The sequence below is a fragment of the Nonomuraea typhae genome (assembly GCF_009760925.1).
In the GTDB taxonomy this organism is placed as follows: Bacteria; Actinomycetota; Actinomycetes; order Streptosporangiales; family Streptosporangiaceae; genus Nonomuraea; species Nonomuraea typhae.
In genome coordinates, this window is the sequence record NZ_VRLV01000014.1 from 116,805 (window position 1) to 141,862 (window position 25,058).

At 71.7% G+C, this 25,058-nt stretch carries 23 protein-coding genes; 6 read left to right on the plus strand and 17 right to left on the minus strand.

The window, feature by feature from the left end; all coding sequences use genetic code 11:
- Position 1 precedes the first annotated feature (1 nt).
- Both FVE25_RS39735 and FVE25_RS39740 read left to right on the plus strand, forming a co-directional pair.
- Positions 2-559 (plus strand): thymidine kinase, encoded by a 558-nt coding sequence (locus tag FVE25_RS39735; protein WP_219825846.1) that lies wholly within the window; start codon positions 2-4, stop codon positions 557-559.
- A 71-nt stretch (positions 560-630) separates the two neighbouring features.
- Entirely contained in the window at positions 631-1,662 is a 1,032-nt protein-coding gene (locus tag FVE25_RS39740) for a fatty acid desaturase family protein (RefSeq protein ID WP_157252662.1), read from the plus strand.
- Positions 1,663-1,698: 36 nt separating this feature from the next.
- Here FVE25_RS39740 and FVE25_RS39745 read toward each other — a convergent pair whose 3' ends face one another.
- Complete coding sequence (locus FVE25_RS39745) at positions 1,699-4,011, minus strand: M64 family metallopeptidase (protein WP_157252663.1); 2,313 nt, start codon at positions 4,009-4,011, stop codon at positions 1,699-1,701.
- A gap of 176 nt (positions 4,012-4,187) precedes the next feature.
- On the opposite strand from FVE25_RS39745, the gene FVE25_RS39750 reads away from it, so the two are divergent.
- On the plus strand, positions 4,188-4,565 hold the full coding sequence (locus tag FVE25_RS39750) for a hypothetical protein (RefSeq protein ID WP_157252664.1): 378 nt from the start codon (positions 4,188-4,190) through the stop codon (positions 4,563-4,565).
- A 33-nt stretch (positions 4,566-4,598) separates the two neighbouring features.
- Positions 4,599-5,426: a sulfotransferase domain-containing protein gene (locus tag FVE25_RS39755; protein WP_157252665.1), complete on the plus strand. Its 828-nt coding sequence runs from the start codon at positions 4,599-4,601 to the stop codon at positions 5,424-5,426.
- A gap of 54 nt (positions 5,427-5,480) precedes the next feature.
- On the opposite strand, the gene FVE25_RS39760 is transcribed toward FVE25_RS39755, so the two are convergent.
- Both FVE25_RS39760 and FVE25_RS39765 read right to left on the minus strand, forming a co-directional pair.
- A complete protein-coding gene (locus FVE25_RS39760; protein WP_157252666.1) occupies positions 5,481-5,792 on the minus strand; it encodes a hypothetical protein in 312 nt (103 codons plus the stop codon).
- 149 nt (positions 5,793-5,941) lie between these two features.
- Positions 5,942-6,340 (minus strand): winged helix-turn-helix transcriptional regulator, encoded by a 399-nt coding sequence (locus tag FVE25_RS39765; protein ID WP_246268160.1) that lies wholly within the window; start codon positions 6,338-6,340, stop codon positions 5,942-5,944.
- A gap of 112 nt (positions 6,341-6,452) precedes the next feature.
- Between FVE25_RS39765 and FVE25_RS39770 the strand changes: the two genes are divergently transcribed.
- Complete coding sequence (locus FVE25_RS39770) at positions 6,453-7,298, plus strand: NAD(P)H-binding protein (RefSeq protein WP_157252667.1); 846 nt, start codon at positions 6,453-6,455, stop codon at positions 7,296-7,298.
- A 357-nt stretch (positions 7,299-7,655) separates the two neighbouring features.
- On the opposite strand, the gene FVE25_RS39775 is transcribed toward FVE25_RS39770, so the two are convergent.
- From FVE25_RS39775 to FVE25_RS39835, 13 genes are all read right to left on the minus strand, one after another.
- Positions 7,656-8,492 carry a TSUP family transporter gene (locus FVE25_RS39775; RefSeq protein ID WP_343046178.1) on the minus strand — a complete coding sequence of 279 codons (837 nt, stop codon included), beginning with the start codon at positions 8,490-8,492 and terminating at the stop codon, positions 7,656-7,658.
- 449 nt (positions 8,493-8,941) lie between these two features.
- Positions 8,942-9,958 carry a GGDEF domain-containing protein gene (locus FVE25_RS39780; RefSeq protein ID WP_246268169.1) on the minus strand — a complete coding sequence of 339 codons (1,017 nt, stop codon included), beginning with the start codon at positions 9,956-9,958 and terminating at the stop codon, positions 8,942-8,944.
- 603 nt (positions 9,959-10,561) lie between these two features.
- The gene (locus FVE25_RS39785; protein WP_157252669.1) at positions 10,562-11,362 is read right to left on the minus strand and encodes a single-stranded DNA-binding protein; all 801 of its coding nucleotides are present in this window, start codon (positions 11,360-11,362) and stop codon (positions 10,562-10,564) included.
- Between the two features lie 159 nt (positions 11,363-11,521).
- Positions 11,522-13,126, minus strand: coding sequence for a GTPase (locus FVE25_RS39790; protein ID WP_157252670.1), 1,605 nt, complete (start codon positions 13,124-13,126; stop codon positions 11,522-11,524).
- Positions 13,123-15,240: a P-loop NTPase family protein gene (locus FVE25_RS39795; RefSeq protein ID WP_246268171.1), complete on the minus strand. Its 2,118-nt coding sequence runs from the start codon at positions 15,238-15,240 to the stop codon at positions 13,123-13,125. Before FVE25_RS39795 ends, FVE25_RS39790 begins: the two co-directional genes overlap by 4 nt.
- A 5-nt stretch (positions 15,241-15,245) precedes the next feature.
- Positions 15,246-16,478 carry a uroporphyrinogen-III C-methyltransferase gene (gene cobA, locus FVE25_RS39800; protein WP_157252671.1) on the minus strand — a complete coding sequence of 411 codons (1,233 nt, stop codon included), beginning with the start codon at positions 16,476-16,478 and terminating at the stop codon, positions 15,246-15,248.
- A 71-nt stretch (positions 16,479-16,549) separates the two neighbouring features.
- Entirely contained in the window at positions 16,550-17,545 is a 996-nt protein-coding gene (gene speB, locus FVE25_RS39805; RefSeq protein WP_219825847.1) for an agmatinase, read from the minus strand.
- Positions 17,546-17,585: 40 nt separating this feature from the next.
- Positions 17,586-18,635, minus strand: a complete 1,050-nt coding sequence (cobT, locus tag FVE25_RS39810; protein ID WP_157252673.1) for a nicotinate-nucleotide--dimethylbenzimidazole phosphoribosyltransferase — start codon at positions 18,633-18,635, stop codon at positions 17,586-17,588.
- 9 nt (positions 18,636-18,644) lie between these two features.
- Positions 18,645-19,472 carry a sirohydrochlorin chelatase gene (locus tag FVE25_RS39815; RefSeq protein ID WP_157252674.1) on the minus strand — a complete coding sequence of 276 codons (828 nt, stop codon included), beginning with the start codon at positions 19,470-19,472 and terminating at the stop codon, positions 18,645-18,647.
- Positions 19,473-19,540: 68 nt separating this feature from the next.
- A complete protein-coding gene (locus FVE25_RS39820) occupies positions 19,541-20,710 on the minus strand; it encodes a bifunctional cobalt-precorrin-7 (C(5))-methyltransferase/cobalt-precorrin-6B (C(15))-methyltransferase (RefSeq protein WP_246268173.1) in 1,170 nt (389 codons plus the stop codon).
- A 4-nt stretch (positions 20,711-20,714) separates the two neighbouring features.
- On the minus strand, positions 20,715-21,305 hold the full coding sequence (locus FVE25_RS39825; RefSeq protein WP_157252675.1) for a LutC/YkgG family protein: 591 nt from the start codon (positions 21,303-21,305) through the stop codon (positions 20,715-20,717).
- Positions 21,306-21,309: 4 nt separating this feature from the next.
- Positions 21,310-22,725, minus strand: coding sequence for a lactate utilization protein B (locus FVE25_RS39830; protein WP_425489521.1), 1,416 nt, complete (start codon positions 22,723-22,725; stop codon positions 21,310-21,312).
- The gene (locus FVE25_RS39835; protein ID WP_157252676.1) at positions 22,722-23,450 is read right to left on the minus strand and encodes a (Fe-S)-binding protein; all 729 of its coding nucleotides are present in this window, start codon (positions 23,448-23,450) and stop codon (positions 22,722-22,724) included. The genes FVE25_RS39830 and FVE25_RS39835 overlap by 4 nt, the downstream gene beginning before the upstream one ends.
- Before the next feature lie 70 nt (positions 23,451-23,520).
- On the opposite strand from FVE25_RS39835, the gene FVE25_RS39840 reads away from it, so the two are divergent.
- Complete coding sequence (locus FVE25_RS39840) at positions 23,521-24,216, plus strand: FadR/GntR family transcriptional regulator (protein ID WP_157252677.1); 696 nt, start codon at positions 23,521-23,523, stop codon at positions 24,214-24,216.
- Here the strand turns inward: FVE25_RS39840 and FVE25_RS39845 are convergent.
- Positions 24,198-25,046 (minus strand): NAD(P)H-binding protein, encoded by an 849-nt coding sequence (locus tag FVE25_RS39845; RefSeq protein ID WP_157252678.1) that lies wholly within the window; start codon positions 25,044-25,046, stop codon positions 24,198-24,200. The two genes, FVE25_RS39840 and FVE25_RS39845, sit on opposite strands and share 19 nt — an antisense overlap.
- Between the last annotated feature and the right edge of the window lie 12 nt (positions 25,047-25,058).

The following is a 25,058-nucleotide window of genomic DNA, read 5'->3' on the forward strand; positions in this document are numbered from 1 at the left end:
GGTGCGGCAAGGACGTGTGGAAGTGATCTCGGGGCCGATGTTCGCGGGCAAGAGCGAGGAGCTCCTCCGACGGGTACGGCGGGCCGGCATCGCCGGGCGGCGGGTCGAGGTGTTCACCCATCGGCTCGACGTGCGCAGGGGCGCTGACCTGGTCTCCTCGCACGCGGGCGCCGCCCACCCCGCCCGCTCGGCCGCCTCCGCCGGCGACGTCGAGGCGCTGGCCGATCCCGCCGCCGACCTCGTCGCCGTGGACGAGGCGCAGTTCTTCGGCCCGGACCTGGTCGCGGTGGCCGACCGGCTGGCCGTCCGGGGCGCCGTCGTGGTCGTGGCCGGGCTGGACGTCACCTTCGACCGCCGGCCGTTCGAGCCGATGCCGTCGCTGATGGCGCTGGCCGAGCGGGTGACGAAGCTGACCGCGATCTGCCTCGTGTGCGGCGACGACGCGCTCTTCCACGAGCGGGTGGAGCCCGTGCGCGAGAGCGCCGAGCAGGTCGTCGCCGAGCACGTGGGAGGCGAGGACAAGTACCAGGCCAGGTGCCGCCTCCACGTCAGAAGGTAGGGTTAGCCCCCCTACGGATCGGGGTGTGCACGGGCTTAGCCCGGCGCGACATCTTCAACAGACTCGACGGCATGACCACCGAGACGATCACGCGGCCGGCCACCGGCAGCGACTATGCCCGGCTTCTCCAACGCGTGACCGACGCCGGCCTCATGCGCCGCCGCCCCGGCTACTACACCATCCGGATCGGCCTCATCGTCGGCCTGTACGCCGGAGGGCTGGCGGCCTTCTTCGCCCTCGGCGACTCCTGGTGGCAGGTGGGCGTGGCCGTGTTCTTCGCCGTCATGTTCGCCCAGGTAGCGCTGGTCTCCCATGACATCGCCCACCGCCAGGTGTTCCGCACCGAGAAGCCGACCCGCCTGACCGGCTGGATCACCGGCAACCTGATGGTCGGCATGGGCTACGGCTGGTGGATGGAGAAGCACACGCGTCACCACGCCAACCCCAACCACGAGGAACTCGACCCCGACGTGCGGCCCGACGTCATCGTCTGGTCCAAGGAGCAGGCCAGGTCCAGCAAGGGCCTGGCCCGGATCATCGGCCCCCGCCAGGCGCTGCTCTTCTACCCGCTGCTCCTGCTGGAGGGCCTCAACCTGCACGTCTCCGGCTTCCGCTCGCTGCGCCAGCCGAAGCTCAAGCACAAGGCCGTCGAGGGCGCCCTGCTGACGATCCACGCGGCCGGGTACCTGGCGGCGTTGTTCCTGGTGCTGTCGCCGGTCAAGGCGCTGGTCTTCCTCGCCGTCCACCAGGGCCTGTGGGGCCTGTACATGGGCTCGGTCTTCGCCCCCGGCCACAAGGGCATGCCCACGCTCAAGCCCGGCGAGAAGCTCGACTACCTGCGCCGCCAGGTCCTGACCACGCGCAACGTGCGCGGCGGCGCCGTCACCGACGTCGCCATGGGCGGGCTCAACTACCAGATCGAGCACCACCTGTTCCCGAACATGCCCAGCCCGCACCTGTCGCGCGCCCAGGCGATCGTGCGCGAGCACTGCGCCGAGATCGACGTGCCCTACTACGAGACGAGCCTGGTCCAGTCGCACCGCGAGGCGCTGCGGCACATGCACGAGGTGGGCGAGCCCCTCCGCCTGGGCAACCTCGAATAGCCTCCGACAGCGGAGGGCGCCCGCCCATCGCACAGCTCAGTGCCGGTGCCCGTCGTCGCCGTGCTCCGGCTCCGCCGAGTTCCCGACCGCCTCGTACGGCGCGGCCGGCTCGCCGGCCAGGGCCGCCCCGGCCTTCGCGGCGTCCGGGTCCGGCGTCGCGGCCCCCGCGCACTGCCCGGCCGCGATGCCGGTGACCCGGTTGGCCGCGCCCAGGTTGACCGGGGCCGCGCTGTTCCCGCTGCAGGCCAGCGCGCCGCGCACGGTGCTCCCGGCCAGCGTGGGCGCCTCGTTGCCCCTGAGCACGACCGCCCCGCGCACCTCGGCGCCGGCGATCACCAGGGCGCCTTCGGTGTCGCGGATGTCCACGGCCCCGTCCACGCGTCCCTTGAGGAGGTGCACCTGCGCGGCCTGCCTGGCGCTCACCGCCCCGGCCACGCTGCCGCCGCGCATGACCAGCGAGGCGCCCTGCCGTACCGAGATCGGGCCGGTCACCCGGGCGGCTTCCAGGCAGGTGACGCCGGAGCTCACCACCAGCGGACCGCGGTGCGTGCCCGTGACCGTGCGATCGCACGCGGGCGGCGGCGCCGTCGTGGACACCCGGAAGCTGCCGGTCTGCCCGTGGTTCCCCGCGGCGTCGATCGAGCGGTACTCGATGGTGTGCCGCCCGCGCGGCAGCTTGCCGTACACGAGATGGTCGATGACGGTGCCGTTCTCGCTGAACGTCCACGGCAGGTCGGCCGAGGTGGGCCAGCCGAAGTAGTTGAACCAGCCGTCCCGGTCCACCCGCGACTCCGAGACGATGTAGCCGTTGCGGTCGTCGCGGCCGGTCAGCCGCATGGTGAACGGCCCGTTGTAGAGATAGAGGTCACCGTCGCGCACCAGCGGCTCCGACAGCTCGTACGCGGTGGCCGGCGGGCTCGCGTCCACGGTCCAGGTCACGGTGTCGCCGCCGGCGGCGGCCGTGAGCGTGTGGGTGCCCGGGGCGAGGTCCTTGAGCGCGAAGTCGCTGCCCGAGTCGCCGGCCCGCACGCCGTCCAGCGTCCAGGTGACCGGGACGAGTTGCTTGGCCGGGTGCGTGGTCTGCACGTACATGACGTCGGTCCCCCCGGCCGCCCTGGTCGTGGGGCTGGAGGAGACGATGCCCGGCGTCACCCCGTCCGGCGGGGTGGTCAGGCTGGTGTCCACGGTCCACGTCCTGCTGCGGGTGAGCGCGGCCTTGATCGCCGGATCCCGGACGAACCCCGTCGGATCGCTCACCGTCGCCGTGACGGTGTGCCGTCCGGGGGTGAGGTTGAGCGTGCGCAGGTCGAGCGCGTCCTCGGTGGTGGGTACGGCGGCGCCGTCCACGGACCAGGAGACCGCGAGCGCGTGGGCCGGCGGCCGCATGGGCTCCACCCAGAGCACCCGGTCGGCGCCCACAGGGCTGCCAGTGGGCGCCGAGCCCTGGATCACGTCGGTCTTGGCGGTGATCCGCTGGACCATGACCTCCCGGCTGACCTGGTCGAAGTAGTAGCCGAGCGACTTCATCATCGAGTGCCGCGAGGGCCGCCACACGCCCGTGGACGCGTACAACCCGCCCTCGAACCGCGCGATCGGCCCGCCCGACTCGCTCTCCTCGCCCAGCCAGCGCCACCACTTGCGCCTCTGGTCCAGCATCTGCCGCTCGGTCAGCAGCGTGTGGTGCGCGCTGGCCGGTTCCGGCCCGGTGTAGGCGCCGCCGGGGACGCCGCGCTGGTAGTAGTCGTACTCGTCCTGCAGCCCGCCCAGGGAGTGGCCCAGTTCGTGCGGGCTGATCAGGGCCGACATCGCGTTGCTGCCGGAGGCCGTCGCGTACGAGCCGCCGGCGCCGCCGTACGTCTTGCTGTTGCCCAGCGCGAGGATCTGCCGGTTGCCGGAGGTGGTGCCGGTCACCAGGTTCGCGTACCGGGTGGCGGCCGCGTTGTCCATGGTGATCAGGCGCTGCACGCTCTGCGGGTTGCACTGCCCCCAGAATCCCATCCGCAGCGGCGTGTTCTTCCTGGGCGAGGTGAGATCCGGGTCGCAGCTGATCCCCGACTCCCCCGAGACGATGTCCACGCGATACACGTTGATGTAGTTGCGGTAGCTCTTGAACGGCTCGATGGACCACATCACGTTCAGGTGCCGGTCCACGTCGCTCTTGAAGGCCGCCTGCTCGGCCTGGGTGTAGCCGTCGCCGAGCAGGATCAGGTTGAACCGCTTGCCCGGATCCCCCGTGACCTGCACGGGAACCACGGTGGCCGCGCCCGGTTCGGCGGCGCTCGCCGGGGCGGGATGGACGATCAGGGCTCCGGCCAGCGAAAGGGCGGCTAAGGCGCCGGTGGCGCGCATGGGGTGACCTCCGGGGGTGCGCTATGGGACGTGCAAGTACTATCCGCGCACCTGGGGCATCTGGTCCCATCTCACATGGGGATAACTCCCGCATTATGCCCCTGGGGAGTCGGCCGAGGTCGGGGCGTCCATGCCTTATCGATCCGCTGTCAAGATCGAGTCCTTAGCGTCGAGCCGTGATCAAGAGCATGCTCGTAGCAGGTGCCCTGGCCGTGGCCGGTGGCCTGTTCCTCGCCGCCGGCGGATCCGCCGGCGCCGCAGCCGGAGACCGGAACGCCAGGTACGTCTGCCTCACCTACACCAACTGGATCGCGGCCGAGCGGACGTCGGACTCCGGGCCCGCGGGTGACGTGGGCGGCGCCTTCTCCCGCAGAGGAGAACGCCTGTCCATCCTGAGCAGCCTCACCGCCTCCCGCAGCCTGTCAGCCGCCCTGTCGAAGGGCTACGACCTCAGCGAGAAGGCCATCAAACTCGCCATGGCCGGCAAGAGCACGGCGGCGCTCGACAAGCAGATCGGCGACATCGAGAAGAACCTGCTCACCCATTGCGAGTAGGCCGGCGCCCAGGAACCGCCTACCGTCGATCACATGACACCGTCACCGGCACGCGACGACCGCACGTGCTGGCTGGATTTCGAGACGCGCCCGGACGACATCGTCATCAGCCCGCCCGCGAAATGCGGGACGACCTGGCTCCAGCAGATCTGCGCGCTGCTCGTCTTCGCCCCCGGCGAGCTGCCCGCGCCGCTCGCCGACGTCTCGCCGTGGCTGGACACCCCGCTCATCCCCCAGGAGGACGTGCGCGCCCGGTTGGCGGCTCAGCGGCATCGCCGGATCATCAAGGCCCACCTGCCGCTGGACGCGCTCCCGGTGCGCGAGGGCGTCACCTACATCGTCGGCGCACGGCATCCCCTCGACGCCGCCGTCTCCCTCTACCACCACATGGACAACCTGGCCCGGAAGCGGCTGAAGCTGCCTGCGCTGCGCGCCTGGCTGGTGTCGTGGATCGACGAGCAGGTCGCGGACCCGGCCGGTCAGCCGGAATCCCTCCAAGGTGTGCTGTCCCATCTCACGCAGGCTTGGCTCCGGCGGGAGGAGCCGCCTGTCGTCCTCGTGCACTACGCCGACCTGTCGGCCGATCTCGAGGGACAGATGCGGCGTCTCGCCGACAAGCTCGGGATTCGGATCCCGGAGGGTTGGTGGCCGGAGCTGGTACGGAAGTCGACCTTCACCTCGATGCGCGAAGACGCCGACCGGCTCGCGCCTCGGGTGTCGTTCAAGGACCGCGCCGCGTTCTTCAGAACCGGGCGTTCCGGCGCGGGCCGCGAGTCGCTCACCGAGGAGGAATGGGCCCGCTACCACGCTCGCGCCGCCGCACTCGCACCGGCGGACCTCCTCACCTGGCTGCACAGGTAGGGGGTCTGCTGCCCGGGCGGTACCGCCTGTCGTGGCGGCACCGCCGTACCCGCGTCAGGGGAGCGGACGCTTGTCCAGGCCGTAGCTCAGGCGGTCGATCCACCATGGTCCGCAGCTGGCTATGCTCCACTGGCCGCTGTTGGTCGTCACCCAGCCGCCGTCCCTGCGCCCGTTGACGCACTGGACCCACGCCTGGAACTGGTAGGCGGGGCCGCTCGTCGCGCATCGGGCGGAGAACGAGTTCTGGCCGATGCTGTACTCACAGTCACCGGCCGCCGCCGACGCCGGGCTCAGCACGCCCGACCCGGCGGTGATGGCTCCCACCGCGAACGCGGTCGCCGCTAAGGCGCGCAGGGTTCTTCTCATACCCTCTCCTCGTGCTGGTGACGTTTGCACGTGCTCCGCAGAGAATGCTTAGGAAACTTTCCTAAGCGAAAGATACGTGCCTCCCCGCGCGCGTCAACCCTGCGTGCACCGGCAACCTCGTCCGCGCAGTGAGGGGATCCCGTGGTGCGCTAACGGCCCGGTTGGGCGTCATAGTCGTGCCGGGCCCGCTCAACCTGCTCCAGGTTGACGGCGGCCCACTCCGCGAGATGCGCGAACAGCGGGGCGAGGCTGCGGCCCAGTTCGCTGATCTCGTACTCCACCCGGGGCGGGACCTCGGGGTGGTAGGTGCGCACCACCAGGCCGTCCCGTTCGAGCTGGCGCAGCCGCTGGGTCAGCACCTTCGGCGTGATCGTGGAGATCCGCCGCTCCAGCTCCACGAAGCGCTGCCGGCCGTGCTCGTTCAGGCTCCACAGGATCGGCGTGGTCCACCGGCTGAACACGATGTCCACGACCGGGCCGATAGGGCAGGCGCTCTCGGGATCGACGGACGTACGCGTCGCCCAGGCCGGCTTGGCCGCCATACGCATCCCTCCAGGGTAGTCACTTTCTCCTAGGTACCTACTATACCGGCGGTGTTAGCGTCACGCTGTCCCGGCCGCCAGCGCCGTGGATTCGATGACCTGACAAAGGAGCACCCCAATGATCGTGATCACAGGAGCGACGGGGAACGTCGGCCGGCCGCTTGTCCAGGCCCTCACCGCAGCCGGTGAGAAGGTGACGGCCGTGTCACGCCGGATCGGGGAAGAGGACGTGCCCGAGGGCGTACGCATCGTGGCAGCGGATCTGACCGCCCCCGAGGGTCTGCGGCCCGCCTTCGACGGCGCCACGGCGCTGTTCCTCCACGACGGCGCCGCCAGCGCCGAGGCGTTGCAGCCGCGGGCCGTGCTCGATCTGGCAGCGGCCGCGGGTGTGAGCAAGGTGGTGTTGCTGTCCTCGCAAGGAGTGGGCACCCGGCCGGACTCCCACTCCCACGGCGTCCTGGTCCGGTCGATCGAGGACGCCGTGCGGCAGTCGGGCCTCGATTGGACGATCCTGCGGCCAGGCGGCTTCAACTCCAACGCCTACGCCTGGGCCGAATCGATCCGTACCAGCCGGACGGTCATCGCGCCGTTCGGTGACGTCGGCCTGCCGACGGTCGATCCCGCCGACATCGCCGACGTGGCGGCCACGGCCCTGCTCGAGGACGGTCACCGCGGGCAGACCTACGTGCTGACCGGGCCGGCGCTCACCACGCCGCGGCAGCGCGCCAACGCGATCGCCGACGCACTCGGCGAGCCCGTCCAGTTCGTCGAGCAGTCCCTCGAGGAGGCCCGCGCGCAGATGCTGCGGTTCATGCCCGCATGGGCGGTGGAGACCACGCTCGCCGTCTCCGGCGCGCCGACCTCCGCCGAGCAGCAGATCAGCCCAGCCGTTGAGCAGGTGCTCGGCCGCGAACCGCGCACCTTCGCCACCTGGGCCCGGCATCACGCCGCCGCCTTCCGCTGACGGACGCCGTCACGGAACCAGGCGTGGTCATCGGCCGGCGCGTCGCATCGCGATCAGACAGCCGGGAGACGCCGTCGGTAGCGGCCATGCCGGCGCCCGGACGGGGTGGCACACCGCCGGCATGCCGCCTTCCCGGCGCAGGTCCGGGCTGCGCTCTGGCTCGATCGTCTGGGCATGCACCTGGTGGACAAGCAGGTTGACGCAGCAGGGTTCCTCACCTGTCGGGACCTGCCGCACAATGCCTCGCGGCCGCTCGTGATGATCGGTTCTGGAGTGAACCGATGATGGCGATGCGGCCGTTCGCCCACAGGCCGAGCTACAGAATCGCGATCACACCCCAGACGACCGGACCAACGATCACGGGCTGGGCGCGGCGTGCCGAGCCAACTTGACCGCCGAGATCAGCAGCACGAGCGCAAGAGCGGGGATCAGGACGAGGTCGGGGATCACGCCGAGCAGCAGACCGCCGAGTAGGGCGCCGGCAACCGACCCTGCGGTCATGACCGCGACGAAGCGGAGGTGGGCACCCAAGACAGCGAAGCTGCCGTCGCGGCTGTAGCGGGCGAAGGCCACCAGCATCGTGGGCAACGACACCAACAGCGACAAACTGCCCGCGATCTTGATGTCCACCGCGTAAAGCAGCACGATCGTCGGGATCAGCAACTCCCCGCCGGCCACGCCCATGATGGCCGCGACGACACCGATCCCGAATCCGGCCACGACCCCAGCCACTGCCTGAACGGGGCCGGGCGGCGCCGGCGACCCGATCGTGGCGGTGTGGGTGAGTACCAAGGCGGCGGCCATGAGCACCATCAAGGCGGCCAGCACCTTGTAGAGGGTGGCACTGCGCATCCGCACCGCCCAGGACGCCCCGGCCCAGGCACCCAGCAGGCTTCCGGCGAGCAGGTTGACCGCGACCGGCCAGTGAGCGGCCAAATCCGCAAGGGGAACGGCAGCCAGCCGGGCGGGCAGCGCGGCCAGGACCACGACCAGGCTCATCGCCTTGTTCAAGATGACCGCGGCCAGCGCGGCGAACCCGAACAGGCCGACGAGGAGTGGCAGCCGGAACTCCGCACCGCCCAGGCCGATCATCCCGCCGAGCAGGCCCACAGCGGCTCCCGCAACGAAGACCAGCGGCGCTGAACGGACCCGCCGACCGGGCACGACGCCATCGCTTGTGCTCACACTACGCACGCTCCCATGGCCACGTTGACCGAGCTCAATGCACGGTCGGCCTAGGATCTCGCATTGCGTCGAAGCCCAAGCAGGCACCCTGCCACGCCGGTGACTCGATCACCATGAGTGATCACGTCACGAACTTCGATCCAGATCCCGAACTCATCGACATCCCACTTCTTTGGGCTTTCCTCCGAGACTCGGAGATCCAAGCGCCTCAACCCAGGCGCCGGGCCCCCCAATCACGACAGCCTGGTCATCCCGGCACTGTCCAGCCCAGGCACAAGCCGCGCCGGCCCACGCTCGGGGGTCCGGGGGCCGGAAGGCCCCTGGCGGGGGCCGCGGGGGCTTGGCCCCCGCACCACGCAGCCCGAACGCCCCCGCGCGCAGCGCGCCCCCACGTGAGGACCTTGCCCTTAGGGGCCTCACCGTGTGCAGCGCGGCCCGCGTGAGGGTCTTGCCTTGGGTTAGGTGGCCGGAGGGAGGGGTGGTGGGTCTGTGGGGGGTGTGGGTGGGGGTGGTTGGACGGCTGGGATGCAGATGCGGTCGCGGCCCAGTTCCTTGGCTCGGTACAGGGCCAGGTCGGCGGCGGCCAGGAGTTCGATCAGGTCGTCGCCGTGGATGCTCATGATGGCCACGCCCGCCGAGATCGTTACCGTGATCATGGCGTCGTCGGCCGGGATGGCCATGCGGCCGATTCTGTGGCGGAGGCGTTCCGCGACGCGGCGGGCCTCTGAGATGTCGGCCCTCGGGAGGAGGACGACGAATTCCTCGCCGCCGAAGCGGCCGACCACGTCGTAGTCGCGGAGCTGGCTGCGCAGTGTGGCGGCCACGCCTACCAGGACCTGGTCGCCCACCAGGTGGCCGTGGGTGTCGTTGACGCGCTTGAAGTGGTCGATGTCGATGATGAGCAGGGCCAGCGTTTCGCCGGTTCTGCGGGCTCGGACGATCTCGGTGTCGGCCTCTCGTTGCCAGGCCGCGGCGTTCAGGAGGCCGGTCTTGGGGTCGGTGCGGGCGGCGGCCTGGAGTTGGGCGTGCAGGAGGCTGCGCTGGAGCAGGACCACCGGAGGGAGGGCCAGGACCAGCAATGACAGGTTCAGGCCGCAGGCTATGGCCACCAGGACGCCCAGGCAGAGTTCGACCACGTCCAGCAGGACCGACTCCCGGTCCCACAGGACGTCGCGCCAGCGGGTGTCGGGGTCGGCGGTGTGGGCGGCCAGGGCGATCAGGGCCGTGTTGAGCAGGGCGAACAGGGTGGCGCAGGCCACTGCGTACAGGATGGGCGGGGCGCCGCCCTTGGACAGGACGGCGGTGTCGGGGACCAGGCGGTGGAAGACCACCGAGGCGGTGCAACCGGCCAGGCCGATCGCGGCGGAGCTGAAGACGCGGCGGTAGAGGACCGTCGCCCGGACGCGCCACTGCAGCAGGACCTGCAGCAAAATCGGGGCGAAAAGGGCATAGACCGGCGGCAGCAGCAAAGCCACGGGCAGCCACCATGCCGACAGGAGGTCGCGGGAGACCCCTGCCGGCATGCCCAATCGCCTGGTCGCTTCGATGCAGACCGCACCACAGGCCATCAACGCCCCGAAAGTCAGCAAATCTGACAAGCGAATTTCGGCAGATGTCGTAAAGACCGCAATCGCTGCTACGTCGAGGATTACGATCCCTATGAGATAGACCATGAGGGCGCGGCGCTGCCCGAGCAGCGGCCAGCGACCGGCCAGTGTTGACACACCGTCGCGAGACTTGACCGAGGTGTGACTGGTCGCCGCCATCCCGTCTCCTCTCAGAACTAACGATGTGTAACACAATAGTTGCGGAGTGTGCGTTGCGCGACGGGAACCGCTACCTTTGGCACGGTGGCCACGTCCGTCATGTGGTCAGCGAATGGGATACCGCTCACTCCGCGAGCGGGCCGTGCGGGAAAGGAGCAGCCATGGTGCGGGGCGTGACCTGGACCTGACAGATGCTCTCGACATCTGACACGGGCAACACCATCGGCCGGTTCTCCCGGTGTCCGAGCTCGCCAGGCTCGGGGCACCGATCGTGTACGGCCGGTGCCCCCTCCTAATCCCGCCCGCCGCAGCTCAGGCGGCCAGCCGTTCCCTCGCGGACTCGCCTGGGCCGTCGCCCGCCGTGCCCAGCACGTTGACCAGCGGGTCTCCCTTCGCCGTCGCCGCGGCAGCCGGCTCCTCCCGCCGTCCCCGCCGTCGCGCCCGGCCCTCCTGCGTCGCCTCGCCCTTGCCCAGTTCGCCAGCGCCGACCTCGCCGGCCCTGGCCTCGCCCGGGATGACTTCGTGGGCGCTGGCCTCGCCGGCCCTGGCCGGGTGGGCGTCTGCGCCGGTCAGCGCGGGTGTCTCCGCCGGCCGCACGCTCGGCTCGGCCATCACGGTCTCCCACGCGGGCGGGGCGAGTTCGGGCAGCGCCTCACCCAGGTGGGCCAGGGCGGGCCGGCCGGAACCCATCGCCCAGTCCTGGGTCTCCTCGTCGAGCCGGTCACGCCGCTCCCTGCTCACGATCGACGTGCCGCGCTCGGGCTTGGTGAACACCCCGGTGCCCCAGCGCAGATCGTGCCCGACCGAGGACGCCTCCACCTCGGCCATGAAACGCCGGTCCGACTCCGGGCCGAACTCCCGGATGCGGAGCTTGCCCGAGACCACCACCGGGTGCCCCACCCTGATCGACTGCGCCACGTTGTCGGCCAGCGTGCGCCAGCATCGTACGGCGAAGCAGACCTTCTCCCCGTCGGTCCACTGCCCGGTCTTCTTGTCGAAGTACCGGTGACTGGTCAGCACGCGCAGCGAGGTCACCCGGACACCGTCTTCAAAGGTGTACTGACGTGGCTCGGATGCCACGTTGCCGGTGAGCGTGATGTAGATGTCGTTCATCGGTTGCCTCCCATGCGGCGGGCGGGCTGCCCGCGGACGGGAGACACGGTCTCGTGAAGCGGGTGGGGTCAATGCCGCCGAACGCGATTCTGGGGACAGGCGGGACAGCGGCAATCGCGCCTGTGGAAAACACCGCCGCGCCGTACCAAGAACGCCCGGTCAGCCCGTGAGCCCCCGCATGGCCGTGACGAACTCGTTGTGCCGCCCCAGCTCCTTCTCCACCGGCTCCACCACCATGCTCTCGGCCACCGCCCCCACGCGCCGCCGCATCTCCCGCTCCAGCCGTTCGCGCTCCCGCGAGGCCCCCAGCACGACGAAGTTCCTGGACGCGACAGCCGACAGCGCCCCCAGCCCCAGCACGGACGCCATCATCACCCCAACCCACGGCAAAGCAGCCGTATCCCCCACCACAGCCAGCGCACTGGGCAACCGGCTCCCAAAGGCCAGCCCCACCCCCAGCCACACCAGACCGAGGACGAAGGCCGCCACCAGGACGTACTGCCACGCCTTCAACGCCCGCCACCACCCGGGCACCCGGTCGAGCTGCGGCGCGATCTCGGTCAGTTCCTCGGTCAGCGCCCTGGGCAACTGCCCGGACCGGGACCGCGCGGCCTGGTTCAGCCCGGCCCGCCACACGTCGGTCATCCCGCCCGACAACCCGTCGGCCAGCGCCTGCACGGCGTTGACCACCTCGGCGGGCTGGGCGCTGACCTGTCCGGTGGCGACCTCGACGTCGTCCAGCTTGAGGCTCTTGAGCGGGTCCGGCCGGAATTTCGCGATCCATCGGGGGTACGGCCAGCCGACCCACCGGCCGGAACGCTCGGCGTAGACGTTCTCCATGGCCTCGCCCAGCGCGGGCACGCCCACGGCGTCGCAGAGCGCGTCCGTCAGCCCCACCCGGCGCGCGGCGTCGATCGCGGCGGGCGCCTCCCCTACCGGGGCGGCCTCAGCCAGCCGCCGGACCAGCCGGTCCAGGTCGGCGTCGAGCCGCTGGATGGCCGCCCGCCGCCGGGAGACGGCGTCGGCGATCACGCTCTTCAGGCTGTCGATGCCACGCCCGGACACGGCCGAGGTGGGTACCACGGTCGGCTGCGCGACGCCTTCGCGCTTGAGCAGGTCGTTGAGGTCGATGACCAGTTCGGCGAGCTCCTCGGGGGCGAGCTTGTCGGCCTGGTTGAGCGCGAAGACGGTGACGGCCTCGTGCCCGGCCAGCTCGGTGACGTAGCGGCGGTGGGTGGAGGCGTCGGCGTACTTCTGCGGGTCCAGCACCCACACGACCAGGTCGGCCACCCCGATGAGCCGGTCGGCCTCGTTGTCGGTCAGCGCCCGGATCGAGTCGTGGTCGGGCAGGTCGAGCAGGATGAGCCCGTGCAGGCGGCTTTCGCCCTTGTCCAGGGCGCTGGCCCTGGCGAAGCGGTGGCGCCACTGCACCTGCAGCCAGTCGAGCAGCGGCGCGGCGCCGTCGAGGCCCCACACGCAGGCGTGGGTGCGCGCGGTGGTGGGCCGGCGTACGCCGGTGGGCGACAGCTCCAGCCCGGACACGGCGTTGAACAGCGAGGACTTGCCGCTGCCCGTGCCACCGGCCAGCGCGACCACGGTGTGCTCCGACGACAGCTTGAGCCGGTCGCCCGCCCGGATCAGCAGGGCTCCTGCGTCGGTGAGCAGCTTGTCGTCGAGCCGCCCGGGGCCGAGCTCCACGATCTTGGACAGGGCGTTCAGCCGCGGGCCGAGGCCCGGCTTGCCGGCAGTGGTCAGAACCGTCATCTAGCGACCTCGAGGTTGTACGTCGCCTGGTAGAGCCGGGTGGCGGCGCTCTCGTCCGGGACGCCCGCCGAGTCGAGCGCCTGTGCGTAACGCAGGGATTCCTCGTCGAACAGCACGCCGATCCTGGCCCGCAGGTCGCTGAGCGCCTTGGCGCCGATGCCGCGCAGCGACTCGGCGCCGAGCAGGGCGTTGACCAGCTTGTGCGGCACGCCTTCGACGCTGCCGCCGCTGAACATGGCGACCATGAAGATCAACGCCAGGGAGTCGGCGTCGAAGGAGACGAGCTTGGAGATCGAGCGTTTGGCCACGCCTTCGGTGCGGACCAGCTCGGTGACGTGTTCCTGCCAGGCGACGACGGCCCGGTTGGCACGCCGCGTCAGCTCGTCGGAGGCGCGTTCGAGCCCGGCGCCGAGCGTGCCGCCCAGTTCGGCGCGGTGCCGCCAGCGGGCCACGACCTCCTCCGCGGCGCGGTTGGCCGCGGCGGCGATCAACGCCTCCAGCCCGGTGCGGATCGCGGTCCTGAACGCCTGGATGCGCTCGGGCGTCTCCTTGGCCGCCTTGCCGCGCCTGCGCACCTGCAGGGCGCGGGTCAGCTCGCCGGAGCCGGTGAAGTCCTGCCAGCGCGCCAGCACCTCGCCGTTGACGAGCGAGCCGTTCTTGGTGGCCCGGTCGATGTCCGACAGGGCGCTGACGTAGGCGGCCTCGATGTCGGCACGCAGCTCGTTGCGGAAGGCGACCTGCTCCTCCAGCTGCCTGGCCAGCTCGGGAACCCGGGTGCGGAAGCTGTCGAGCACGCCGGTGAGCGTCTCGCGGACCGCCTGCGCCCGCCGTTCCTCGTCGACGGAGAGCTCGGCCAGCCACAGCCGCAGGTCGGTGACCTCGCTGTCGGGCAGTCTCCCGTCGGTGACCTTCGCCTCGTTGACCACGAACCGGTCGGCCTCGCCCAGGCCATACTCGGTGAGCATCCGGACGAAGTGCTTCAGCACCACCTCGCGCGCCCGCGGCTGCACCCGGGAGAGCACGATCCCCAGCCGCGCGCCGCGCTCCTTGGCCAGGCGCAGCAGCTTCCAGGCGGGCGCGTCGGCGTACCGGGCGGCGGTCGTGACGAAGATCCACAGGTCGGCGGCGTCGAGCATCCGATGGGCGACCTCGTGGTGCTCCTCGACCACGGAGTCGATGTCGGGGGTGTCGAGCAGCGCCACACCCTGGGGCAGCTTCTCGGTGGGCACCACGACCAGGCTGTCGAGCCCCGCCTCCGGGGACGGTTTGTCCAGCCGCCGCAGCCCGCCGAGCAGCTCTCCCGAGCTGAACCAGGTCAGGTCGTCCGGGTGACAGGCCAGCACCGGAGTCCCGGTCGTGGGCCGCCGCACCCCGGTCCTGCTGATGTTGCGCTCGGCCAGGCTGTTGACCAGCGTGGACTTGCCGGCACCGGTGGATCCGGCGATCACGATCAGCGCCGGGGCCGTGCTGGTGCGCACCCTGGGCAGCACGTAGTCCTGAAGCTGGGCGAGCAGCTCCGCCCGCGTCTGCCGGGCCTCGGCCGCCCCGGGCAGCTCGAGCCCGAACCGCAGGTCGGCCACGCTGAGCCGCAGCGCGTCGAGCGCCGCCGTGAGCTGCTCGGCCGCCTCGGCGGGCAGTTCCTCCACCCGCACGGCTCCCGCGGGCTCCTCGCCGTCCGCGCCCGGCTCCTCCTCCTGGGGTACGGCTTCCGCCGCGTCCTGCTCATCCCCGGCAGGCGCGTCCCCGGAAGCGGCATCATCCTCGGCAGGCGCGTCCTCTTCGGCAAGCGCGTCCTCAGCGACCGCGTCCTCGTCGGGAGCGTCCTCGTCGACAGCGGAGTCGTCGACAGCGGAGTCGTCGACAGCGGCATCGGAGTCGTCGGCAAGCGCGCCTTCGCTCACCTCGGCGGCATCGTCGTCGCCCAAGTCGCCCAAGTCGCCCAAGTCGCCTGAGTCGCCCAAGTCGCCCGAGTCGCCCGCCAGGACCTCCTCCGGCTCAGCGGCCTCAGGCGGCTCGGCCACGCCCTCGCCGCCCCGCCGTACCTCTCGCGGCTCCCTGATCGGCGGCATGAACAGCGTCCGCTCCCCGGCGCTCTCCTGGTGCCCGTCACCCATGGCGTTCACGGAACCCGCTCCGATCGAACCATCTCGACCTCCTGGCCGACCTTCACGACGTCGCCGACGATGACGATCGCCGGCGGCCGTATCCCGGCCGCTGCGACGCGGTCGGCCACGGTGGCAAGCGTGGCGGTGACCGCCCGCTGCGTGGGAAGAGTACCGTCCTGTACCACCATTACGGGAGTGTCCGCCGAACGTCCGTCTCGCACGAGTGTCTCGGCTACCTTGGCCAGCCGTTCGACGGCCATCATGAGCACCAGCGTGCCCTGGGAGCGCGCCATGCCGGGCCAGTCGACCGTGGAGCGCGGATCGTCCGGCGCCACGTGCACCGAGATGACGTGGAATTCCTGGCTGACTCCCCGATGGGTCACCGGCACCCCCGCCGCGGCGGGCACGGCGACCGGGCTGGTGATTCCGGGCACCACCAGGACGGGGATCCCGGCCTGGGCGCAGGCGAGCATCTCCTCGCCGCCCCGGCCGAACACGAACGGGTCGCCGCCCTTGAGCCGGACCACGAACCTGCCCTGTCTGGCCCGGTCGATCAGCACGTCGTTGATGGCCTCCTGGGCCAGCGACCGCCCGTAGGGGACCTTGGCGGCGTCGATCAGCTCGACGTCGGGGGCGAGCTCGTCGAGCAGTGCGCGGGGCGCGAGCCGGTCGGCGACCACGACGTCGGCCTGGGCCAGGAGCTGGCGCCCGCGCACGGTGATGAGCCCCGGGTCGCCTGGCCCGCCGCCGACGAGCGCGACGCCGACGGGTTTGGCGCGGTTGCGGCGGGCGTCGACGGTGCCGTCGCGCAGCGCGCCGATCACGGCGTCGCGGATGCCCGCGGCCCGGCGGGGGTCGCCGCCCGCGGTGACGGCGACGCTGATCTCGTCGACCCTGCCTGAGGCGGGGGTCCAGGCGGCCGAGGCGTCCTTGTCGTCGGCGCGCACGCACCAGATGCGCTTGGCCTCCGCCTCGGCGGCCACGGCGGTGTTGACCGCGCGGTCGTCGGTGCACGCCTGGACGAGCCACGCGCCGTCGCAGTCGCCCACTTGGTACGGCCTGGCGTGCCACGTAATGCGGCCCGCGGCGATCAGGTCGTCCAGCGCCGGGGTGACGGAGGTCGACACCACCGTGACCGCCGCACCGGCCTCGAGCAGGGCGGGAACCCGTCGCTGGGCGACACGGCCGCCGCCGACGACGAGGACCCGGCGGCCGGAGAGCCGCAGGCCGAGGAGGTAGGGGCCCATGGGGCGAATCTCCCGTTCGCGAAGGTTGGTGTGTTAGGAGGTAAACCTAACGGAAGATTGGCGATGTGGAACTAGCGGCCGTCAAGTAGTGGCTGGCGCGGATCCCAGCGCGGCCCGCCGGCGTCGTCCTTGCGGCGCCTGGCGATCGCTGACAGAGCCTCCAGGATAACCCTGTTACCCAGGTACGCAGTGATGTCCGAGTGATCGTACGGCGGCGCCACCTCGACCACTTCCATCCCGGCCACCGGCAGCTCGTAGCAGATGCGCCGGACCGCGTCGAGCAGCTGCCTGGCCGACAGACCGCCCGGCTCCGGGGTGCCGGTGCCAGGGGCGTGACCGGGGTCGCAGACGTCGATGTCCACGGACAGGAAGATCTGGTCGCATTCGTCCAGGGCGATCGTGAACGCCTCGGTGAGGCACTCGTCGAGGCCCCTGGTGACGATCTCGGTCATCTCGTAGGAGCGCATGTTCTGCTCGGCCATCCACTCCAGGGTCTCGGGGCCGGGCCAGTAGCCGCGCAGCCCGACCTGCAGGAACCGGTCTCCCCTGATCGCCCCGGACTCGATGAGGCGGCGCATCGGCTGCCCGTGCCCGTACAGGTGGCCGAACTCGATGTTGCCCGTGTCGGCGTGGGCGTCGAAGTGGATCATCGAGGTACGGCCGGGCTCGTGGGCCCGCGCGGTGCCCCGGGCGTCGGGCAGCGCCACCGTGTGGTCGCCGCCCAGGATCAGCGGGATCGCCCCCGAGGCCGCGATCCGGTGCACCGCGTCCTCGATGTTGGCCAGGGAGGTCTCCACGTCGCCGGAGTAGGTCTCGACGTCGCCGGCGTCGAGCACTCTCAGGTCCTGCAGCGCGTCCACCCGGAGCGCCAGGCTGGGCCGCGAGCCGTCGTGCGGCAGGTAGCACGCCTGCCGCAACGCCATCGGCCCGAAGCGGGCGCCGGGCCGGTTGGAGGTGCCGCCGTCGAAGGGCGCGCCGATGATGACCACGTCCGCGCCCGCGTAAGTGGCCGGGTCGAGCACGTCACACCGTTCGACGCCGAGAAAGGTGATGTCAGGTCCGAACATCGCTCCATAACGAGTCACGAACCCATCATCCCCGACGATGTCAGCCGGTCTTCTCCGTGACCCCGGCCGAGTCGAAGGTCGCGACGTCGTGCATGACCCGGACCGCGGCGCAGACCAGCGGGTGGGCCAGCAGCCCGCCCGTCCCCTCGCCCAGGCGCAGCTCCAGGTCCACCAGCGGCCGCAGCCCCAGGTGCTCCAGCGCCGCCGCGTGCCCGGGCTCGGCCGAGCGGTGCCCGGCGACGCAGTGGTCGATCACGGCGGGGGCCAGCGCCTGCGCGACGAGGGCGGCGGCGCCGGCGATGACGCCGTCCAGGATGACCGGCACCCCGGCCGCCGCCCCGCCCAGGATGAACCCGGCCAGCGCGGCGTGCTCGAAGCCGCCCACCCCGGCCAGCGTCTCGAGGGGCTCGCCGGGCCGGTTGACGGCGAGCGCCCGCCGGACCACGGCCACCTTGTGGATGTGGGTCTCGTCGTCGATGCCGGTGCCGCGCCCGGTGACCAGGGCGGCGTCCTTGCCGGTGAAGGCGGAGATGAGCGCGGCGGAGGCGGTGGTGTTGGCGATGCCCATGTCGCCGGTGATCAGGCAGCGGGCGCCGCCCTCGACCAGGCCGCGGGCCACCGAGATGCCGCTCTCCACCGCTTGTACGGCCTGCGGCACGCTCATGGCGGGACCGGCGGACAGGTCGGCGGTGCCGTACCCGGCCTTCATGACGATCAGGCCGGGGGCGGGGGCGAGGTCGGCGGCCACGCCCACGTCGACGACGGTCACCGTGGCGCCCGTCTGGGCGGCGAAGGCGTTGGCGACCGCGCCTCCGGCCACGAAGTTGGCGACCATCTGCTGGGTGACCTCCTGCGGCCACGGCGAGACGCCCTGGGCGTGGACGCCGTGGTCGGCGGCGAAGATGGCCAGCGCCGCGGGCACGGGCATGGGCGGCGGGCTGACGCCGGCCGCGCCCGCCAGCCGTACGGCGACTTCCTCGAGCACGCCGAGCGAGCCCGGCGGCTTGGTGAGGCGGTCCTGGTGGGCACGGGCGTCGGCGAGCGCGCGAGCGTCGGCGGGGCGGATCGCGGCGATCGTCTCTTCCAGCATGGAGACCCCTTAGTGGACGAGTTGGAGCGCTTCCTCGTAACGGTCGATGACCACGTCGGCCAGCGGCTCGCAGTCGCCGATCACCTCGGCGCAGCGGATGTCGAGGTCGGGGTGGCCGGCGCCGTAGGCCAGGGCCTGGGCCCAGACCTTCTCCAGCATGCCGCCGGCGAACAGCAGGTAGGGCACGACGATGACGCGCTTGGCGCCGAGCCGCCGGCAGCGCTCCAGGCCGCCGGGGACGCCGGGAGGGGTGACGGAGACGAAGGCGGTCTCGACGGTCATGAAGTCGTAGGCGTGGGTCTCCCAGAACAGCCTCGAGACCCGGTGGATCTCGGCGTTGGCGACCGGGTCGGTGGAGCCCTCGCCGACCAGGACGACGGCGGTCTCGCCCGGCTCGATGCGGGTCGGCTCGTCGACGTAGGCGGAGTCGACGACGCGCAGGCGGGGGCGTTCGGCGACCGGCTCGACGATCTCGGCGGCGGCGTCCTTGAGCCGCTCGGCCAGGACGGCCAGCACGCGGGGGTCGGGGCCGAGGGGGCGGCCGTAGTCGTACATGAGCGTCGGGTGCCTCTCCTGCTCCAAGGCCAGGGCGGCGGGGAAGTCGTCGCTGACCCGGGTGAGGCTCAGGGGCAGCGCCACCAGGCGGTGATGGCCCCGGGCGACCAGGGAGGCGACGGAGTCGCTGAGCCTGGGCGTGGCGCGTTCGAGGTAGCCGCCGGACACCTCGGCGGAGTGCTCGTCAAGACGGCATCGGAGTCGATGCACGAAACGGCCGAACTCCGCGGAGTCGGCGTCGTCGTTCGAGCCCTGCCCGATGAGCAGGAGCGGCGGCTTCATGTGTAGGGGTTCTCCGATGTTTAGACAAGACACGCGAGGATAACCGATGCACGGCGATGGGCGACAGCTCAGAGGGCGTTCGCGTGGACGACGAACACGGGGTCGACGGCGTGCAGGCCGTGTGATCCGTCGGCTTGCACGGTCAGCCTGGACGCCTGGATCTGGCTGCCTTCCGCGCGGTAGCCGTGCTCGCGCAGCAGGTCGAGGACGGCGGGCAGGCGTTCGACCGTTTTGAGCGCGCACACGAGCGTGCGGGGGCCGCGGGCGGCGCAGGCGCCGATCACGTCGGGTCCCCCTCCGCCGACGAAGACGGCGTCGGGGGCGGGCAGCGGTTCCAGCGCGGGCGGCGCCTGGCCGCGGGTGAGGGCGACCTTGACGCCGTGCTCGAGCACGTTGGCGCGCAGGCGGGCGCAGGCGGCCTCGTCGCGTTCGACGGCGACGACGGCGGCGCCGAGCCTGGCGCACTCGACGGCGATCTCCCCGGCGCCGGCGCCGACGTCCCAGATCAGGTCGCCGAGGCGGGGGCCGAGCTTGGCCAGGATGAACGCGCGGACCTCGGGCGCGATGCCGGTGCCGAACGGCAGCGCCCACTCGCGCGGGCCGGGCTGGGCGCCGGCCACCCAGCCGCGTTCCGCGGGCCGGTGCAGCGGGTCCAGGACGAGCACGACGTCGGGGTCCTTCCACGGGCGGGTGGTGGCCTCGCCCATGCGGCTGTGGGTGATGCGCGGGTCGGGGCCGTGGAGGTCCTCGCAGACGATGAGGGAGCGCGGGGTGGTGGGCGCCAGTTCGCGGGCGAGCTCGGCCGGGCCGATGCCGGGGGTGCACACGACGGCGACCTTGGGGTGGGCGCGGCAGGCGTTGGCCACGCGGCTGAGCTGGTAGCCGCCCGCGGGGGCAAGGACGAGGGCGTCCTCCCAGTGCAGTCCGGCGCCGGCGAAGGCGCGGCTGACCAGCGGGACCGCGGGCAGGACCTCGGGTTTGAGCCCGTGGGCGCGCAGCGCGCCCACGGGGCCGAACAGGCCGGGGTCGCCCTCCGCGAGCACCACGGCGGGGCCGTCGCCGTGTTCGAGGTGGTCGTCGAGGACGTCGGGGAGCGCCTCCGGGAGGGCGGTCGGCGCGCTGAGCGTGAGCTCGCCGAGGACGGCGTCGGGGCCGACCACGAGGGTGGCGGCGCGCAGCCGGTTGGCGGCCTTGTCCGGCAGTTCCGACCCGTCCCACCCGATGACCGTGATTGTCACCCCTTCAGAGTGACCCTTCCGCTCCCGGCCCGGAAGGGACAACCACGATCACTTCGAGGGTGCGCGGCCCGTGCACGCCCTCGACCCGGTTGAGCTCGATGTCGCTGGTGGCGGAGGGGCCGCTGATCCAGGTGAGCGGCAGGGCGGGGTCGAGCCTGGCCAGCGCTTGTGGCACGCCGCCGACGATCTGCCCGGCCCGGACCACGCACAGGTGGTAGTCGGGCAGCAGGGTCTGGGCGCGGCTGCCCTGGCGGGTGTCCAGGACGATCGTGCCGGTCTCGGCGATGGCGACCGCGCAGCCGGTGACGACGCCGTCGGCCGCGGCGAGTTCCCGGATCGTCCATGCGCGTTCGCCGGGCACGACCATGGTCTTGCCCGCGGTGAGCTCGGCGATCTTGGCGACCAGGTCGGCGGCGGGCAGCACGTGCACGATCGCGCGGTAGTGGGCGGCCCGCTCGGCGAACAGGGCGACCGGGTCGTCCACGGCCGTCACGGTGCGGTAGTCGCGGGTGATCTCCACGTCGGGGGCGCCTCGTACGGCTTCGCGGATCCGGCCCAGGATCTCGTCACGCGCGCTCGTTCCGCTCGTGCTCATGGGGTCACTCGCCTCCCTCACTCGCGCCGTGGCCGGTTCGCTCCCACCACTGTCTGAACGACTCCTCCGGAATGTCCGGCAGGTCACGGGTGTCGGTCCAGGCCGACAGGGGGCCGGGGAGCCTGCCGGGGACCAGCTTGCGGAAGCGCGTGGCCAGGCGCTGGGCCTTGGCCAGCCGTACCGCGTCGTTGAGCACCCAGCCCGCGACCTTCATGCCCGCGCGCTCCGCCCGCCCGTGCGGGGCCTTGGCCCGCAGGTCGACCAGGACCTCCGGGATGTCGATCGCGACCGGGCAGGCCTCGAAGCAGGCGCCGCAGAGCGAGGAGGCGTACGGCAGCGAGGCGTCCAGATCGGTGCGCATGCCGCGCAGTTGCGGGGTGAGGATGGCGCCGATCGGGCCCGGATAGACAGAGCCGTAGGCGTGGCCGCCGGCGCGTTCGTAGACCGGGCAGACGTTCAGGCAGGCCGAGCAGCGGATGCAGCGCAACGCCTGGCGGCCGACCTCGTCGGCGAGCACGCCGGTGCGGCCGTTGTCGAGCAGGACCAGGTGGAAGTCCTGGCCCTCCGCCGAGCCGGTCCACGTGCTGGTGTAGGGGTTCATGCGCTCGGCGGTGGAGCTGCGCGGCAGAAGCTGCAGGAAGACCTCCAGGTCGCGCCAGGCGGGCAGCAGCTTCTCGATGCCGACCACGCTGATCAGCGTCTCGGGCAGGGTCAGGCACATGCGGCCGTTGCCCTCGGACTCCAGCACCACGACGGTGCCGGTCTCGGCGATCATGAAGTTGCCGCCGGAGATCGCGACCTTGCTGGCCAGGAACCGTTCGCGCAGGTGCAGCCGGGCGGCGTCGGCCAGCGCGGGCGGGTCGTCGGTCAGGTCCTCGGGGGCGGGGCGGCCCCAGGCGGCCATCTTGTCCAGGAAGATCTCGCGGATCTCCGAGCGGTTGCGGTGGATCGCCGGGACCAGGAAGTGCGAGGGGAAGTCGTCGCCCAGCTGGACGATCAGCTCGGCGAGGTCGGTCTCGTAGGCGGTGATGCCCTGGGCGGCCAGGTGTTCGTTGAGGCCGATCTCCTGGGTGGCCATCGACTTGACCTTGACGACCTCGCGCTCGCCGGTGGCCTTGACCAGGTCGGTGACGATGCGGTTGGCTTCGGCGGCGTCGCGGGCCCAGTGGACGGTGCCGCCGTGCCGGGTGACCGCCTCCTCGAGCTGGAGCAGGTAGCGGTCGAGGTGGCGCAGGGTGTGGTCCTTGATGGCCTTGCCGGCCGCGCGCAGCTCCGGCCAGTCGGGCAGCTCGGCCACGGCCTTCTCGCGTTTGCCGCGGATCGTGTGCGTGGCTTTGCGAAGGTTGTAGCGCAGCTGACTGTCCTGTACGGCTACCGCCGCATTTTCCGGGAAATTTCCGGGCATACCGAGGAAGGTCATCGTTCCTCCGTGGAGGCCAGGATCTCCGCGAGGTGCATGATCCGGACCCCGGTCTTCTGGCGTTTCATCGTGCCGCCGATGTGCATGAGGCAGGAGTTGTCGGCCGCGCAGAGCACTTCGGCGCCGGTGTCGAGCACGTTGCGTACCTTGTCGGCGCACATGGCGGCGGAGATGGCCGGGTTCTTGACCGAGAACGTGCCGCCGAAGCCGCAGCACTCCTCGGCCCCGCCCAAGGGGATGAGGTCGAGGCCGCGGACGTTGCGCAGCAGCCTGGCGGGCTTGTCGCCAAGGTGGAGGCCGCGGAGCGAGTGACACGTCGGGTGATATGTCACCCGGTGCGGGAAATATGCGCCTACGTCATCGACCTTCAGGACGTCGAGGAGGAACTCCGACAGGTCGTGGACCCGCGGGGCGAGCTCGGCCACCGCCGCGGCCCCCCTGCTGCCGGGCCGTACCAGCCTGGGATATTGCTCGCGCACCATCGCCGCGCACGACCCGGACGGCGCCACCACCGCGTCGTAGTCCGCGAAGACCTCGGTGAAGTGCTTGGCCAGCCGTACCCCCTGCTCGCGGTAGCCCGTGTTGACGTGCATCTGCCCGCAGCACGTCTGGGCGGCGGGGAAGTCGACCTCGCAGCCCAGCCGCCGCAGGAGCGAGACGACCGCGCGCCCGGTGCCGGGGAAGAGCGTGTCGTTGACGCAGGTGATGAAGAGCGCGACCCGCACGGCGCTCCTTCCTCTCTATGGTCAGACCACAGTATGGTCAGACCATACACCGCGACAAGAGGGGGTGCCCGTGACCGACACCGGATGGCGGCCCGTGAAACGGACCCGCGCCTTCGAGGACGTGCTGGCCCAGATCGAGCAGCGCATCGCCGAGGACGGCCTGGCCCCGGGCGACCGGCTGCCCGGCGAGCGGCAGCTGGCCGAGCAGCTTCAGGTGGGCCGCTCGTCGGTGCGGGAGGCGCTGCGCGTGCTGGAGACGCTTGGCGTCGTCACCTCCCAGGCCGGGCGCGGGCCGGACGCCGGGGCGGTGCTGACCGCGCGGCCGGACAGCGCGCTGACCGACCTGCTCCGGCTCCATCTCGGCCTGGCCAGCTGGGAGCTGCGCGAGGTGATCGACACCCGGCTCATGATCGAGCGCTGGGCGGCGGCCGGCGCGGCGGCCGCCCGCGCCGACACGACCGCCCTGGCCGAGGCGCTGGCCGGGATGTCCGCGGCCCGCACGGCCGAGGAGTTCGTCGAGCACGACACCGCCTTCCACTGCGCCATCGCCGAGGCATCCGGCAACCGGCTGATCGCGGCGATCATGCGCTCGCTGCGCGAGTCGGTGCGCAGGCACGCGATCGAGGCGGTCGAGCAGCTCGGCGACACGAGCGTCCTGCAGGAGGACCACCGGCGCATCCTGGCCGCGATCGCCTCCGGCTCCCCCGAAGAGGCCGCCGAGGCGGTGGCCGGGCACTTGGCCCACGCCTATCCCACGTTGTTCTGAAACGCCGCCTTGTTCTCTTCCGCCCACTGCCCGAAGCCACGCGCCTCCCGGCCCAGGACGTCGCGGACCGCCGTGGTCACCACCGCGTTGCCGCCGGAGGCGATGAACGCCCAGCCCTTCGCCGCCGCCCGCGCGTACGCGGCGTCCGGGATCTGGGCGGCGGCCCGCTCGATCGGCACGTCCACGGTCTCCACGCGGCGGCCGATCGCCTTGCCGATCAGCTCCGCCTGGTCGGCGACGGTGAGCAGGTCCGGCCCGGTGACCTCGTAGATGCGGCCCTCGTGGCCGGAGCCGGTCAGGGCGGCCACGGCGAGCGCGGCGATGTCCCGGGGATCCACGATGCCCTGACGGCCGGCGCCGGTCATGTTCGGGATGGGTTGCCCGGCTTTGACGATGTCGGCCCAGGCCAGGGCGTTCGTGGCGAACATCGACGGCCGCAGGATCGTCCAGGCCGCCCTGGACCCGGTCACCGCGCGCTCGCCGGCCGCGTGCAGGGAGGCCACGTCGCCCGGGTCGCCGGTGTCCTGCGCCCCGATGGCCGAGATCTTCACGATCGTCTCGACGCCCGCCTTCTCCGCCGCCGCGACGAACGCCCGGTCGTGCTCGGCCAGCCTGGGGCCGAACCCGGTCAGCAGCAGCGCCGCCCGCGCGCCCGCCGCCGCCGCTTCCAGCGACCGCGGATCCTCGAAGTCCCCTCGGACGGCTGGTACGGCGGTGCCGCCGGCGCGGGCCGGGTCGCGGGTCATCGCCCTGGCCGGGACGCCCGCCTGTGCGAGGAGCCGGGTCACTTCTGTGCCGATGGTGCCCGTGGCACCGGTGATCAGGATCATGCCGTCCACGCT